We start from the raw sequence: 16,220 nt of genomic DNA, 5'->3' as shown, positions 1-16,220 counted from the left end.
AGTGAGCGTGCGGTGCGGAATCAGGGCACTTCGTAGACTTCCACGATCGCTACACCGGTATCTCCATCGCCGCTGGAGACCAGCGCGGTATAGGCACCTGGCGGCAACGTGATGAGCAGCACCGCGTCCTGACTACCGGACGGCAGCGCAAACGCCCCGACGGAGCCGCCGGCTTCGGTCACTTGACCGACGTCATTGCCGACTTCCCAGTCGTCGTTCTCGCGCACCACCGCACTGTCGGACTGGCGCACGATGCGCAGCACCGGATCGTTGAGCGGATTGCCGATACCGAACTCGCTGAGGGTCGGACCGATCGCCCGGATGAGCACGCGCTTGGCGGTCGTGCCGTTGATGGTCACACCCGCGATGAGCTGGGCGCTCGAGCCCGTGCCGACCTCACCACGTGTGGAGACGTTGAGCACCTTTTCGGCAGAGAACGGAGTCTGGGTATCGACGTCGTAGAGTTCGACGAGACCCACGCCCGAGCTACCACCGGCACCGGAAACCTGTGCGGTGTAGGCACCAGGCTGCAGGGTCGCGACCAGGGCTGCATCGGCACTGCCGCTCGGCAGCGCAAAGGCCCCGACCGTGGCGGATGCGGCCGGCACTCCGGCGGCGTCGCCCCAGTTATCGTTGGTGGCGACCACCGTTTCCCCGCGATAGAGCTGGAGAACAGGATCGGCCACTGCGCCAGAGACATTGAACGTGCCCAAAGTCGGACCGATGGCGCGCACCAGAAGACGCTTGGGCGTGGAACCGTTCACCACAAAACCGGCCACCAACACCGACTGACCGGTGCCCACGTGACCGCGGGTGGAGAGGTTGCGCAGGAAGCCATCGGCGGCCGGGGTCGGGGTGCTCGCAGCTCCGGAAAGCGCGCCTGACGCAGGCGAGTTGGTGAGCGTGCCGGACAGGAATCCGGTTTCCGGATCGATCATACCGGAGATCGTGCCACCGCGCACCGTGGCGATGTCAAAGGAGCCGTCGGCGGCGAGGCTACCGGGCAGGCTGACGTCCTCTGCCGTGCCCTTGCGGGCGTAGAAGGTGACCGAGGCATCCGGTCCCACCAAGGCGAGCAGTTCACTGTCCTGGTTGTCGGTGAGGCTGCCGTAGATCACCCCGGTCGGACCAGCGTAACCATCGGATGAACCCGAGGAGAGCGCTCCGCTGAAGGTGGCCTGTGCATCGGCGGCGGCGAAGGTGCCATAGGCGGCCGCACCGTCGACCGTTCCGGAAATGACCGTGGCGTTGCCGACCGTCTGGCTGAAGTTTCCGCCAGCGGAAATGGACGGCACGTTGTAGTGGTAGATGCGGGGCTCGATGCCGAGAATTCCCGCGGAGGTCGAGTCCGTGTAACCGACGAAAATCACCCCGCGGTCACCTTGGCGGGCCACGGTGAAGTTGCCCGACTCAAAGCCGGCGATGTAGATGCCCGAGTAAAGCGTCTCCGCTTCGTCGGCATCGAGCACCGCCACAGTGATTTCGGAGGTGGAGGCGATCGAGCCACCGTTGTCGGTCGCCGTAGCCCGAATCCGGTAAAGGCCGGTGGAATTGGGGACCCAATTGGCCGTGAAGGGACCAGTGGTATCCCGTCCCACCGAAACGCCGTTGGCAAAGAACTCCACCGCCGCGATGGAACCGTTGGAGTCGCTGGCTGAGGCCTGCAATTCCAGGCCGTTGCCGAGCAGCGTGGTCGCGCCGTTGGCCGGGAAGGTCAGCTCGACGGTAGGTGCACCGTTGGCCGCGACCGTCACCACCACCGGCACCGAATCGGTGAAATTACCCGAGTTGTCGGTCGCTCGAGCAACTACGCTGTAATTGCCCGGGCCCGGGGGAGTCCACACCGCCGTGTAAGGCATGGCCGCGGCTGTGCCCACCGGCACACCGTTCACGAGGAAGGTCACATTGGCGACCAAACCGTCGAGATCGAGCGCGGTGGCCGTGAGAGCCAGCGGTGTGCCCTGTTGCGCGCTGGTGCCGCTGACGGGGGAAGTCAACGCGACCGTCGGGGCTCCGTTCGCGATGATCGATACGGAGGTCGAGGCACTGGTCGAGACGTTGCCCAGGCTGTCCGTGACCTCGACGGTCAACGCGTAGACGCCGGAGGCTACCGGCGTCCAAGAGCCGACATAGGGCTCGCCTGCATCAACGAGGATCGGCTGGCCGTTGGCGAGGAAACGCACGCTCTGCACGCTGGCCGGCGACACCGCGGAGGCGGTGGCAGAGAGCGGGATCGTCGTGCCGACCACAAAGCTGCTGCCCGCCCCCGGAGCCGTGAGAGTCGCCGAAGGCGCCCCACCACCAGTCACGGTGGCCAGAACGATCGCGGAAACCGAGGTGTTGCCTCCGTCGTCGGTGGCTTCGGCCGTGATGGCAAACGAACCCGTTGCCTGCGGCGTCCAAGCGATGCTGTAGGGGAAGTTGGTATCGATGCCCAAACTCTGGCCGTTGGCAAAGAACTCGACCGAGGCGATCGTTCCATCGCTGTCGGAGGCGGTCGCGTTGATCGTGGTGCTGGTGTTCACCGGCAATACCGCACCGGCGGACGGCGAGGTCACCGTCACCGACGGCGTCGCCGGGCTGGTGGTGGACACCGTAACCGAAATCGTGCCGGACACGCCACGGTTTCCGAAGCTGTCGATCACCAACGCACTCAGCGTGTAGGTCGCCGCGACCGTGGGGCTCCAATTCACCGAATAGGGAGCCTGCGTCACGGTGCCGATGCTACTGCCGTTCACGAAGAATTCAACCGACGCGACCGTGCCGGCCGGAGCCGAGGCCGAGGCCACCACGGATACGGTGGAACCGATCGCGACCGAGCCGCCGTTGATCGGCGCGGTGATGCTCACCGTCGGGTCGTTGCCCGGATTCGGCAGCGCATTGATGCGGCGGTCATGGAGGAAGACGTCGCGGTAATCATTGGTGTCGGGCGAGGTGCGATTGGTCGCACCGTGGGCGAGGCCCGAGTTACCTTCCGCGTCCGACGGGAACGCGACCCAACGGCCGTCAGAACTGATCGCGGGGAAGATGTCGGATGCCGCGGTGGAGGGTTCACCCAGCACGCGGAGGGTCTGATAACCGAAACGGTTTCGGCTGACCATCTCAGTCGCGATATTGCCGGGAGTATCGAAGGTGCCGGTCGCAGTGACGTCGCGGTCATGCACAAAGATGTCGAGGGAACGGTTGCTGTCGGTGCCCTGATATTGGCCTACGGCATCACCGTCGGTGAGGTTGTTGGCCAAGGAGGCAAAAGCGACGAAACGACCCGTGGCACTGATGCTCGGATTGATCGAGCCCAGTTGGAAGTTGGCCGAGGATGGATCGGAAGCCTGAGCGCCCGCCGAGGAAATACTCACGCGAGTCGTGACGCCGGTCGCGACCGTGTGCACGAAGATGTCGGGGATGCCGTTGGTATCGCCCGCCACCAGATTGCTGGCCGCCGAGCTGAAGGCGACCATACCACCATCACTGGTGAGTGACGGTGAACGGCTGAAGCCATTCGCTTCGGTGCCGCCCGTGGCGACCGACACTCGCGTCGTGGTGCCGGCGGTGCGGTCGCGCACGAAGATGTCGCGGGTGCCGTTGGCATCGCCGGCGACCAGATTGCTGGCGTCGGACGCAAACACCACGTAGCGGCCATCGGCGCTGACGCGCGCCTGGGTGCTGTCGTCGTTGCCTGCGGCGCCGGAGCCGTCGACCGATATCAGCTCGGTGGTGCCGGTCTGGGTGTCGCGCAGGAAGATGTGCGTCACGCCGGTCGCGGTGCCGCCCGTCACGAGATTCGTGGCCGAGGATTCAAAAACCACATACCGTCCATCCTGGCTGAGCGCCGGGCGGAAGCTGGAGCCGTTGGCCTGAGTGCCGGTGCTGGAAAGACTCACGCGAGAAATCGCACCGGTGAAGGTGGTCACCACATAAATATCTGAGAATCCGTTGGTGTCGCCCAATACCAGATTGGTCGCCTCGGAGGAGAAGGCCACCCGGTTGGCGTTGGCTGAGATGAAGGGATATTGGGATGCCCCGTTACCCTCGGCGCCTTGCTCGGAGACGTTGAGTCGACGAATGGTCGAGGTCTGTTGGTCGTAAACGAAGATGTCGCGTTGGTTGTTGCCGTCACCGTCGACGAGGTTCGTCGAATCGGAGGCAAACACCGTGTAGCGGCCGTCTTCACTGGTGACCGGTTGGTCGCTCCAGTTGTTACCTTCGTCACTGGTCCAGTAGACGGTAGGGAAATTGGTCGGATCGAGCGCGATGCGGGTGCCTTCCGGATCGAGCCAGACGTTGTTGCCGTCGTCGCGACCGTTGTTCTCCTCCACCTCGGAGACCTGCTCGAGCGTGTCGATCTTGGCTATAACGTAGAACGAACCCGGGAAGTTGCCTGGTAGCAGCTGAGTCCAATTCAGCGTGCGATCCACTCCATCGGCATCCACGCGGCTACCGATATCAAAGAAGGTGAGAAGGAAGTCATCGGCATCCCCGAAGGTAGGGTTCGAGGAAAGGATGACTTCGATACGGAAGTAGTCCGAAAAACCTAAAGCGCCCGGCACGTAAGGCACGTTGTTGGAGCCGTAAGTATTCACCCGATTCGTGTAGGTCAGGCTCATCGGGATGGTATCGCCGCCTTCGTAGCTGATACCCGCCGGATAGGTGAGCGACGTCACCACAAAGTCGGGGCTGCCATTCAGCGTGAGCGCCTGATCCGCACTGGAATACGAAGAAGCACTCGGAGCCGTAACCGCCACGTCGATACGATAACCGCCTTGGTCGGTGGTTTGGGTGGGCACGAAGCCCGAGATCTTTACCGTGCCGTTACCCTCCGGGTCGATCGCATCGGGAGTCTGTCCGGTCCCGGAGACGACAAACTGCGTCCCTGTGTCCATGTGCGTGAAGGTAATCGTGGCCGTAATGCTGGTGCCCGCAGCTAGGGTGTCTCCGGGCACGGCCGGCTCCTGCGCGGCTTGGGAATTCGCCAAGGCCAGCTCAATCTCGATCGCGTCGCCTGGCTCGACTGAGCCGGGGCTCACCGTCGCGCCGGTTACGCTGATGATGGGAGCGGCCGCGAGTTGGGTCATGCCGATCAGGCACAGCCCCACGACCCAGGCGATGCAGCGCATCGGGGAAAAGGAAGTTTTCATGATCGTGGTGGGATCGATGGTTGCAGGGCTCACTCCGGATCCTCTTCGGCCGCTGGCAGGAAGGGATCAGAGCCATCGCGGAAACCGGGGAGTTCGTCGCGTCGCAGTTTCATGCGGCGCACCGTGCGCGGGTCGAAGACCTCTTCGACGCTAGCGCCCTCAGCGGAAAGCGTCTTGGCCGTGATGAAGATGAGGAGGTTCCGGCTGTCTTCCGTTTTGTTATCCGATCGGAAGAGACGGCCGAGTCCAGGAATGGAACCGAGCAGTGGCACCTTGGTTTGGCCATTGGACGTGTTGGACTCGATGAGTCCACCGATGCCCATGGTATAACCGTCGCGGAGAGAAACCTGTGTCTTCGCTTTGCGCGTCGCGATGATCGGGATCTGCGCGCCACCCGCGCCGCCAAAGCTGGTGAAACCATTCTGGCTGCTGACTTCCGGCTCGATGGAGAGCTTAATGAAGCCTTGGGCATTCACCTGGGGCGTCACCTTGAGGATGATGCCCACCGGGCGGTATTCAAAACCGGCCACTTCGAACGTGCCGCGTTCAGCGTTGTAAGTGTAGTTGGGAATCGGATACTCCGCGCCGACGTTGATCTGCGCTTCGGTATTGTTGAGGGTCACGACCGTCGGATTCGAAACCAGCTTGGTTTCGTTCTGCGACTGCAGCGCGCTGAGCACGAGGGCGAACTCATCGGCCGAAAATACCGCGGTGGTGCTGCGCTGCGTGCCGCCCGTGCCGATCAGGCTGCTGAGATTGTTGATCGTATCAGTCAGAGAATTGACCGCCGTGACCGTGTCAGTCGAGCTGCTGGTCGTGCCATTCGTGCTGCCCAGGGAGTTGGCCAAGGTGCTGGTGCTCGTGGCACCGCCACCTGTAGTGATGGTGGAAGTCGTGGTGGAGGTGGAACCGCTCGTCGTGGAGCCATCGGTCCCCGACGAAGATTCGCTTTCGTTCGTATTCTCATTCTCACGAACGCTCTCGGTCGAAGACTCGTTGGAGTAGGTATTGCCACTGGTTGAATCGTAGGTGCGACCGATACCGCCGACACCGACTTGGTAACCGCTCAGAGAGGACCAGTTCACCCCGATGTTCTTCACGTCGCGGTCGGTGACCTCCACAAACTTAGATTCGATCATGACCTGGTCGGTGGCCTTATCCAACTGCTCGATGATCGGGCGGATGCGACTGAGGCGCGAGGGGCGTTCGGTGATCACCAACGCGTTACTGCGCGCATTCACCACGATGCGACCTCCGACCGCGGTATCGATGAGCGGCTCGATGGAACCCAGCAGATCACCGGCTCGAGCGTAATTGATCACGAAGACATCCGTGCTCACCGGCTCCTGCAACAAGGACTCCTGACTCACCACCTTGATGATATTGCCCTCTTCGACAAAGGTGTAGCCCACCGGGGCCAACACGACCTCGAAGATCTGGCGCCAAGTGACATCGCGCAACTTGATCGAGGTGTTGCCCTGCAGGGTGTCGGGGATGACCAGATTCAGCTCAAAGAGGTCGGCGACGTTACGCAAAATGTTGCGAATTTCCTCATCCGGAAAATCCACCGACAGCGTGTCGCGAGCACGGGCTACAGAGGAGGCCGTAACATCGTCGGCGATCACCACCGCGGGCTCTGGCGGCGCGGGTTCGGCGATGGCAGTATCATCATTCTCGTCGATCATGTCCGGTGCAGCGGGCATCTGGTCCGCCGGCGGCAAGTCGGTCACACCAGGCGGCACGGCGTTCTGGGCCCAGGCAGTCAGGCTGAGAGTGAACGCTGCTAACGAAAGGGGGATGAGTCGTGTCCTCATGATGGATATCAAGGTTTGATGGGACGGGTGTATTCGGCTTCACCGAGCCGGAGAGTGAAAAAGGAGGATTCGATGGCGCTGATGATCAGCGTGTAACGACGCCCCTCGTAAATGATCGGCAGTTCGCCACCGACCCGGATTTTCTTCTGACCAAATAACAGCAGCGGTTCCCCACCCAACACCATGGTGCCACTCGGGGTAAGTTCCGGCGCGATCGTCTCCAACAACTCGTAGTTACTGGACGGTCCGGTCGGAGTGTCCGGGAGCAGACTTCCCGGCTCATCAGGCTGCTCCTTCGGCTTCAGATAGTCCGGGTAAAACGGGTTGTTAAGATCTTCCGGCAAGGCCGCGATCGGGTCCCGGTCGGCGAGCGAGGCCGCGAGCTCGACCGTCGGCAGCCGCCGATTGCCGGGCAAAACGTCGGCCCCCTGTGACCGGAGGAGCGCGGTCGAAATGACCAGTCCGAGGACGGTGATCAGGACCCGACTGGACGAGGTTCTCATTGCGTGCGACCGAGGAGTTCGAGGTTGAGGCTCAAGACCAGCACCGGATCCGTGGGGTCGGAGCCTTGCTCCGCTTGGGAGCGGCTGGGAGCCAGGTTGGAGGAAAGAAACCGCACATAGTGCGACCCGTTTTCGAGCCGCTGCAGCAACTGCATCAATTGCCGATAAGTGCCTTCAACCGCCACGGTGTAGGGCACGCCGATGTAAGACCCATTCTGCTTGCCCCGCTCCGGCGAGCCTTGGCGCAGATCGATCAGCGTAAGCCCCAACTCTGACTCGAGGCGGTAAAAGAACTGCAGGTTGGTCGCCAGTGAGGCCGGATTGATCGCGCGCTCGTCGATGATTCCCACCGCCCGATTCACGGTCGCCAGATGCTCATCGAGTTTGGACGCGTAACGCAGGTTGTTTTTGAAACGTTCCCCTTGGCGCGTCTTTTCGTGCAGCTCCGCATCCAGATTGTCCATGCTGCCAGCCCGCACTGAACGGCCGATGAACAGCACGATCGCGAGCAACATACACCCGACTCCGACCGGGTGCTTTTTGATGAAAGTGATGATGGCTGAACCGTTCATGACTATGTCCTCACTTGGCCTCCTGAGTGAACTCCAAGCGAATTTCCAACGCCAACATGCCCGACGCCGGATTGCGCAGAAGGCTGGTCAACACCGCATCGTCAAAAACCGGTCCGAACACCTCGTCGCTATTCAACAACTCGACCATGCCTGATGCGTAGCCGCTGGCCTCATCCGGCGACCCCGAAACCGTCCCGCGCAACGTGATCGTGCGACCCCGCCAGTCGATCGTGTCGATCTTGATGTTTTCCGGCAGGATTTCGCCCAAACGCAGCAGGAACGTCGATAGCTTCATCGGCGTTTTCAGGAAGGCTTCCGTTTCCTTAATCTTACGCTCTTGGGCTTGGAATTGCTTGAACGCCGCCGCGGCTTGCCCGCTCTGCGCACGGTCCTGCTCGATTTGACGATCCCAATCATCGATCTGGCTACGCAGGGAATAGAGCTCCAACTCCTGGTAGGCGAACAACAGCAGCGACATCGCCGCGATCAGGATCGCCAGACCATTGATGAAAAACGCCGTCCGGATCGGCTTCATATCCGGAAGCGCGTCCGTATCACGGAAGTCCAAGTGCCACGACGGCACCGTTACTTCCGTCGCATCACTCTTTTTCTTCAGTTTTGATAGCATCGTATCGGGGCAGCAGGCTCAGCACACCAAACCAGTCACGGCTCAGTTCCATGGCGGACGTTTCTTCCGAGAAAGTGATTTCGTGCGACTCCAACCACGGCTTCAGATCGAAGCTCATGGTTTCCACTCCCAGTTGAGCCGCGATCACGTCTTCGAGCCACAAGAGCTTCGAAGCGAGGTTGAAGCAGAAGACCTGACCAATCGACTGGCCCGTCTGCACCTCAAAGAAGCCGATCGATGACTGAAGCTCGTGCAGGAGTCGCTTGATCAGCGCCGGACCCATCCCGGTAAAATCGAAGGTGTTGGAGAAAAACAGCTTCTTCGCCGACTCCTCATCTTTCAGTCCCAACTCCTTTTGCACGACCGGGATCATGGAATTCAGCCCGTGCGGCAACAGGCGAGACGCCTCCACCCCGTCCGGAGAAACGATGAACGAATGCGTGGAATCGAGTTCCAACTCAATCATCACGACCGGATTGCGGATATCTGCAAAACGCAGGTAATCGCGCAACGCCCCGATGGCTGCCAGCGACCCCAGCTCCAAGCGCTCCGGGTAAACACTCTCCTCCAGAATGTGCTCCTGCACTTCCTCCACCACCGCCTTGGGCATCCCGGTGATCAGGACCTCCTTCTCCGCGGCCGCCTTCATGTCATACTCACGGCCGTCCTTGGCATTGATCATGGCCAACTTATAGGCCGCCGGATCGATGCGAAATTGCCCCGCCGCAAACTCACTCAGGTATTTGGCATCCCCCAACTTCTTGGGTTCAATCGTGGCCTTGCGCAGCAACCGTTTCGGCGGAACCACCGAACAGACGGACTGCAGAAGGCCGTGTGGTGCTTTCTTCGGCAAAAAATGCTCCACAATCTCCCCCCAGCCTTCGGTGTCCGACTCGTCACACTCCGCAAATTCTTCGATCACCATCGGAGAGGTAGCCGCGTTCGCGCGCACAACACGCCGCGCGTGGTTCGCGAACTCGACGAACAAACCTTTCGGCTTTGAGGCAAATAACATGCGAAAGTGTGGATTGGGTAGAATACCGGACCCTTCCCGAATCCTCTCAGAACCCGGGTGCGAGGGGGGACCAGCGCCGCAAACCTCTTACTACAACCAAGGCAAGACAAGGCAAAATCCGGCCCCGATTAAGTTGCAAACTGGTATTTACCATCCGTTAGCAGAATCGGGCCATCCCCTCAGACAACCACCTCACACCCCCGCCTACCAAACAGATACGAAAAAAGCCCGCCGTGAAATCAACGGCGAGCCGGATGGCCAGTTCGTGCCAGAGGCGCGACGCCAAATGCGTCGCACCGGTCGATTACCACGAGCGCTTCTTGTGGCGATTCGACTTCAAGCGCTTGCGGCGCTTGTGCTTGTTCATCTGGAGGCGGCGTTTCTTTTTGAGATTACCCATGACTGGAAAGTGGTCGGATTGAAGTAAAGAGCCGGACAACTTGCGGAACGCTTTCCGCCCTGTAAAGCGCTATTTCACCCCAGCGAAATCACCCGCCCCGGCTCCAAAAACACTAGCCGTGCCCCCACTGCCGACATCGGCAATCCAGTCAGGCGCCCCACCACTCGACGATACCGCTCGAGCTGCTCCCGGTAGCGTTGCGCTCGCTCCTCCAAGACCGCGCCCGCGTCCACCCGGTCCGTCTTAAAATCATCCACCACCGCGCGGCACGCGTTGCCTGCCGCATCACGCCAGACCGTCACCCGATCAAACGAGCCGCTTAACCATACGTCTGCCAACGCCACCTCAAACGCGCGCTCGCGCCACAGCTCGACCGTCGCTTCCCCTTCCTGCATCACCGGCGGTGCAAGCGCCACCATCAGTTCTGGCGCGGCCAAGCAGTGCTCCAGCCACGCCAGCGCTTCTCCGTCATGCCCGACCGCCCGTTGCGCCTCGCTCCACTCCGCCAATCCCGTCGCGCCTTCGTTCAACCACTCAATGGTCGCTAGCAACGCATGCACTGCGGTGCCTCGCTCCGCTCGGTCGCCCGCACGTCGCGAGAACCACACTTTGCCCGCCAGCGCCGCACCCCGATCGCCGGACGGCGTGCGCGCCAGCAAGCGACGCCGCCGCCTCTGCACCGGCAAACACTCCGGCTCGTCGCCGCCCTGCCCCGCCCCGGCGACATCGTCCACCTCGGCAATCGCCTGCCACCACAACGCATCTCCGTCCGACCACGTGTCACCCAATGCGCCCTGCAACAGTTTAGGCAGATTCCGAGACCGCGATCGCCCGGTGGGCTCCACCAGCACATACAAGGCGCGCTTCGCCCGGGTCAGCGCGACATACAGCCGACAAAGTGCTTCGTAAGCCGACTCTGCCGCGTCTTCTTCCGCCAACGCCGACAGCGCCTCGTCGTTGTCGACCATGAGTTTCGCCGGCAAATCCATCACCCAATCCACGTCACCCGCCACGTCGCGATGCACCGCCAGTCCCTGGCGCCGCCGATCCACACTCTGCCCCTGCAGATCCGGCACGATGACCATATCAAAGCCGAGGCCCTTCGCCTTGTGCACGGTCATGACGCGCACCACACCGGGCGATTCCGTTTCGCGCAGCGTGAACGACTCCATCCATTGCCAAAACGCCGCCACGCTGCCGCCGCCGTTTTCGTCAAATCGCCGCGCGGCATCCACCACCTGTCGCGCCCGCAAGCGACTGAACGCATCGTCCGCCGCCAACTTCGGCTCCAGTCGCGCTACCCACGCCGCCAGCGCGCCCCCAAAACCGAGCTCCTCGATTTCCCCCAGCACCCGCAGCACCCAACGCTCGCCGTCGCGCCACCCCAAATCCGCCAACACCGCTCCCACGGGCGTGAGCTCCACCTGCCCGCGCGCAAACCGATCCCACGGATGCGCCGCCGCCCGCACCAGCGCCAGCAGCGCGCTGGTCAGCGGATTATCGAACGCCACATGCAGGTCACTCTCCGCCACCGCCGCCAAGCTGCCTTCGGCTCGCAAATACTCCGCCAATCGCGCCCCCGTGTCGTTCTTCTGCACCAACACCGCCACCGTCAGTCCACGCTCGGCCGCTCCAACTTCGCGCAGGATGCGCAAGGTCTCCGCGAAACGCTCCGCTTCATCCGCCGCCTCGCGCAATTCCGCCCAGCCGCCCAGCCCCGGCCGCGCACTGTCATGGGCGCGCCACTCCCGCCCCCACCGCGCCACTGTCGCTTCCGGCAACACCGCCGCCAACGCGGCCTCGTCGCCAAACACCGCATTCACCATCGCGATGACCGAAGGTCCGGATCGCCATGACACCTGCAGATGCGCCTCCTGCACCGCGCCCGGTTGCGCCGCGTTGTAGTGATCAAAAATCTCCCGAAACAGCCGCGCATCGCCGCCCCGCCAGCCGTAGATCGCCTGCTTCACGTCACCGACATAGAAAAAGCTGCGCCGCCCTTCGGGATCCTGCACCGCCTCATCAATCAGCGGCTTGAGGATGCTCCACTGCACCCGACTCGTATCCTGGAATTCGTCGAGCAACCAGTGGTCGAACCGCGCATCCAGTCGCCAGTCGATCAGGTCGCGCTCCAGCGCCGCCGCCCCCTCCCCCGGACCTTCCGGCGTCAGGATCCGCAACACGTCGCCAAAGGTGAGTTTGCCCACCCGCCGCACCTGCCGGTCGTAGACCCGGTCATACCAGCGCAACACCGCGTGGATGCCCTGGGTAATCTCGAGCCGCCGCCCCAACTCCGCCGCCACCACCATCTGCACCACGCCCCGCAACCCCGCACACGATTCCGGCCCCAGCGAAACCTTCAGCCGATCGATCACCAGCTCCGCACCGCCACTCAACAACGCCGGCCAATCCGCCAACGCTTTCTTGAGCACAAACTCCATGTCCGGCCCAAACGCCGCGCCCGGCGACCACGCGCCGACTTGCTCGCCAAACCGCTCCAAACGCGCGCGCTGCTTGTCCTTCAACTCCGCCCACGGCCACGCCGCCTGACACCGCGCCAGCGCCGCTTCCATCGGCTGCACGTCCTCCAGCCACGCACAGCCGTCCGGCCAGATCCGCCGCGCATTGCCCCACGCCTGCGCCGACGGTGCACTCAGATACGTTTCGCCGTGTTCATCCAGAAACGCATCCAACCGCCGCCCCAACGCCTTTTCCTCCACCCCGTAAGTGGCCCGCTTAAACGACTCGATAAAATCCTCCCGCGCGACCTCGGTCACCGCGCCCGCCGCGAAGATGAGCCCCAGCACCCGCTGCCGTTCGCCGCGCGCTTCGGCCTCCTCCAGCAGCTTAAATTCACCGCTCAACCCGAGCTCCAACGGAAAGGCCTGCACCATGCGCGAGAAGAACCCGTCCAGGGTGCCGAGGTTCAGCTGTGGCATTGCATCAATCATCGCGCGCAACAGCCCGCGGAAATCCGCCGTCCCCCACTCCGGTCGCTCAATCTCCCGCGCCAACCGCTCCGCCGCCGCCTCACTCGCCGCCGCGCCCGCGAGGCGATTCAGGATGTCGTCGAAAAACTCGCCCGCCGCCTTCCGCGTAAAGGTCAGCGCCACCACCCGCGCCGGCTCCGCGCCCGCCGCCAACAGCCGCACAAAACGCGTCGTCAGCGCATAGGTTTTACCCGCGCCGGCCGAAGCCAGAATCATTACATGGCCGGGTCCGGCACTCATGGTGCCACCTCCTTGCCGGACTGCCGTATCCAATTTTCGGACACGCTCGCGGCCACACCGTCATGGAACAGCTGTTCCCATTCATCCCCCGCCCGACCAGCATCCTCCACCGGCGGCCAGAACACGCCCGCCGCGATTGATTCCGCCACGCGCTCCGCGCACCGCTCCGCCGCCTGCTGCAACTCCGGCAGGCCCTCCGGCCATGCCAGCAGGCCGGTTTCGCCCACCGCCTTGGGTAGGTTAAAATACAAGCAATCCAGCTCGTCGCCATACTCCGGCGCCAACGCCCGCCGATAGAGCGGCAACTGCAGGTCACACCAGCGGCGTTCCTTGCCACCATACTCCACCCGCAACCATTCCGGCCGGTCGTGATCATCCTCCCGCAACCGGTCGAGGTGCGCCTCGATCGGCTCCACCGGCCGGTCCGACGTTTTGTAGTCGATCACCCTCACGCGCCCGTCTTCGTGCCGATCGATCCGATCGATCTTGCCGCGCACGGTCAGCGGTCCGAGTGGCACCGCAAATTCCCACTCCACCCGCTCGGTGCGCCAGCCAGCCTGACGCTCCGCCACTTCCACCGCCGCCACCCGCCGCAAGCGTTGGCGCGCCGACTCCATTTGGATTTGCAGCGGCAGGCTCCACGTGTCGCCAAACCGTTCCTTCGCCGCCGCCTCCAGCACCGCCAACAATCCGTCCCGCAGTTTGCCCTCGTCGGTGCAGTCGCGCAGCGCCGGTTGCTCGCCCATCGCCTCCAGCGCGAGATGCACCAACGAGCCAAAGTCCCGCGCATCAAGTTCGGCCTTCTGCAGGTCACGCGGCTCCATGCGCAGCACGCGCTTCAGGTAGAACCGATACGGACAATCCAACCAATCGCGCAGCGCCGTGACCGACACCGCGTCCGGCAGTTTCGCGCGCGGCGTTTCGAGTTGCCACGCGCGGCGCCACGGCAGGTTGGCTTGCTGTGACTCCAACGGACGGAAAAGACGGCGCACCCGCGCCGGCAGCGCTTCGTCGTTGCCCGCCAGCAACAGTCGTGATGGCCGCAACGGTTCACCATTGTCCGCCGTTTTGCCCACCAACAGCTCGACGTATTCACCTTTTCGTGACGCCAGCACCGCCGCCAACAGGTAGGCGTCGCGCGCCCCGCGCTGGGCGTTGCTGCGCAGCCCGAGTTCCACCCGCAGGCCCTCCGGCAGGAACGCGTCGCCCACCACCGATTCCGGCAACAGACCTTCGTTCACGCCGGCCACCACCACGCGCTCGGCATCGGCCCAGAGCAGCTCGAGCCAACCGCCGAGCTCGAGCGCGTCGGCGGGCTTCGGCGCAAAGCGCGCGCCCTCGCCAAAACCTTGCACCGCGAGGCGCCATTGCTCCGCCCGACTAAGCCCGTCTACCAACCCGCCCGCCGCTTCCCACGCTTCGACCGTTTCCACCCAATGCCGGGCAGCCTCAGCCAACGCGGAGCCGCCCTCGATTTCCCGATCGCCGTAAAATCGCGCCGGCAATGCGATCGCCCCGTCGACGAAGGCACCATCCAGCATCTGCTCGCGCCAGTCCGCCACCTGCGCCAGCGCCGCCTGCAGCAGCGGCCAACGCCCCGCATGAGTCCGCGCCTGCGCCAAGTCCTCCACCAGGTGCTGTTCGCGCAGGCGGTCCCATTGCTCCAGCAAGGTCGTGGGTAGGGCCGTCTCCCCCTGCGGACCGCGCCCGGCGATCAGCGTCGCCAACACATCCGGATGCCGTAGCAGCGCGCCGATCTCGGCTTCACCCGGCGCCGCCACCAACGCGGCCAGTTTCGCCAGCAGGCCGTAAAGCCGACCCTGCGCCCACGGTTCGCCTTCGGGGTTGAAGCTGTGCACCTCGGCCGCCGCCAATTCCTGCTCCAGTGGTGCCCGCACCTCCGGATCCACCAGCGCCACCGCCAGCCATTCATCCGGCCGCTCATGTTGTTGCGCGACCGCAGCGATGCGTTCCGCCTGCGCCGCCGGGTTGGCCATCAGACGCACTTGCCGCTCAAAATCCTGCCACGGCAACTCCCGTCCCGCCCAAAAATCGGACCTCGGACGCCCCCACGCATCGAAGGCGTCGTCCACCGCGCCAAACGCCGGATCGAAATACACCAACACGTCCACCGGACAGAGCGCGGCCAGCCGTTCACCGTAATTCACCGCCACCCCCAGCGCATCCGGCACGCCGATCCAAGCCACCCGCGCGCAGCCCTCCGGCACCTGCACCGAATCCAGTCCGGCGGCCTCCGCATCTCCTCGCGGTTGGCGCTGCGCCTCCGCCAAAACGACCCGCCAACGGTCCTCCAACCATCCCAGTTGCCGCCAACGCTCCTGCTCCGGATGGCCCTCCCGCTCGGCCACCGCCTTAAAACTCAGTCCCTCCTCCACCAACTGCCCCTGCACGCGCAGCAGTCGCGTCGCCAATCCCAGCGCCCACGCAAAATCTCGCTGCGGCGGCTCCACCGGCAGCAGCACCCGCAGCTCGCCCAACGGCACCTCCTGCAGCACCCGCACCCACGCGAGCGTGCTCTCGAGCCGACTGGCCACCGGCGGCAACTCCACCAACAACGCCGGGATTTGCTCCGGCACCACCACGCGCGGCGAGAAAACGGCTTGGTCGCGCTCCGCCGCCGCCTGCGCCAAGGCCTCCCGCAACCGCCGACTCGACTGGCGGGTTGGCACTACGATCAACCAATCGCGTAAATCCAGAGGCCCCTCCCCCGTCCACGCCGCCTGCTCGATCAACCAGCCGGCCGCCGCCTCCGGCAGGGGTAACGACCAAGGCAGGGCGCATAGGCGCGGCGCAGCGGCAGAGCGGGAATCGGGCGGCATCGACAAGCCACTCAGCTAGGCGGGCTCGTCGCTCACCGCCAAAACAAAAACCCCGTGGCGGTGAGCCACAGGGTTGAAAAAGT

Annotated in this window: 9 protein-coding genes; all 9 read right to left on the bottom strand. The window is 63.6% G+C overall.

Annotation, left to right across the window (positions count from 1 at the left end; translation table 11 throughout):
• Nucleotides 1–20: 20 nt before the first annotated feature.
• The 9 genes from K1X11_RS18465 to K1X11_RS18425 all read right to left on the bottom strand — a co-directional run bounded on the left by K1X11_RS18465 (nucleotide 21) and on the right by K1X11_RS18425 (nucleotide 16,137).
• Nucleotides 21–5,135, bottom strand: coding sequence for a beta strand repeat-containing protein (locus K1X11_RS18465; protein ID WP_221030636.1), 5,115 nt, complete (start codon nucleotides 5,133–5,135; stop codon nucleotides 21–23).
• Between the two features lie 29 nt (nucleotides 5,136–5,164).
• Complete coding sequence (locus K1X11_RS18460; RefSeq protein WP_221030635.1) at nucleotides 5,165–6,949, bottom strand: secretin N-terminal domain-containing protein; 1,785 nt, start codon at nucleotides 6,947–6,949, stop codon at nucleotides 5,165–5,167.
• An 8-nt stretch (nucleotides 6,950–6,957) separates the two neighbouring features.
• Complete coding sequence (locus K1X11_RS18455) at nucleotides 6,958–7,452, bottom strand: hypothetical protein (protein WP_221030634.1); 495 nt, start codon at nucleotides 7,450–7,452, stop codon at nucleotides 6,958–6,960.
• Entirely contained in the window at nucleotides 7,449–8,024 is a 576-nt protein-coding gene (locus K1X11_RS18450; RefSeq protein ID WP_221030633.1) for a hypothetical protein, read from the bottom strand. Before K1X11_RS18450 ends, K1X11_RS18455 begins: the two co-directional genes overlap by 4 nt.
• Before the next feature lie 10 nt (nucleotides 8,025–8,034).
• Nucleotides 8,035–8,652, bottom strand: a complete 618-nt coding sequence (locus K1X11_RS18445; protein WP_221030632.1) for a hypothetical protein — start codon at nucleotides 8,650–8,652, stop codon at nucleotides 8,035–8,037.
• Nucleotides 8,624–9,667, bottom strand: coding sequence for a type IV pilus biogenesis protein PilM (locus K1X11_RS18440; RefSeq protein ID WP_221030631.1), 1,044 nt, complete (start codon nucleotides 9,665–9,667; stop codon nucleotides 8,624–8,626). The genes K1X11_RS18445 and K1X11_RS18440 overlap by 29 nt, the downstream gene beginning before the upstream one ends.
• 304 nt (nucleotides 9,668–9,971) lie before the next feature.
• Nucleotides 9,972–10,067 (bottom strand): AURKAIP1/COX24 domain-containing protein, encoded by a 96-nt coding sequence (locus tag K1X11_RS18435; RefSeq protein WP_221030630.1) that lies wholly within the window; start codon nucleotides 10,065–10,067, stop codon nucleotides 9,972–9,974.
• A gap of 74 nt (nucleotides 10,068–10,141) precedes the next feature.
• Nucleotides 10,142–13,297, bottom strand: coding sequence for a UvrD-helicase domain-containing protein (locus tag K1X11_RS18430; RefSeq protein WP_221030629.1), 3,156 nt, complete (start codon nucleotides 13,295–13,297; stop codon nucleotides 10,142–10,144).
• On the bottom strand, nucleotides 13,294–16,137 hold the full coding sequence (locus tag K1X11_RS18425) for a PD-(D/E)XK nuclease family protein (protein ID WP_221030628.1): 2,844 nt from the start codon (nucleotides 16,135–16,137) through the stop codon (nucleotides 13,294–13,296). The genes K1X11_RS18430 and K1X11_RS18425 overlap by 4 nt, the downstream gene beginning before the upstream one ends.
• Between the last annotated feature and the right edge of the window lie 83 nt (nucleotides 16,138–16,220).

This window comes from Actomonas aquatica (assembly GCF_019679435.2).
Classification (GTDB): Bacteria; Verrucomicrobiota; Verrucomicrobiia; order Opitutales; family Opitutaceae; genus Actomonas; species Actomonas aquatica.
The sequence above is the reverse complement of the archived record's forward strand: the minus strand, read 5'-3'. Positions and strand labels throughout refer to the sequence as shown.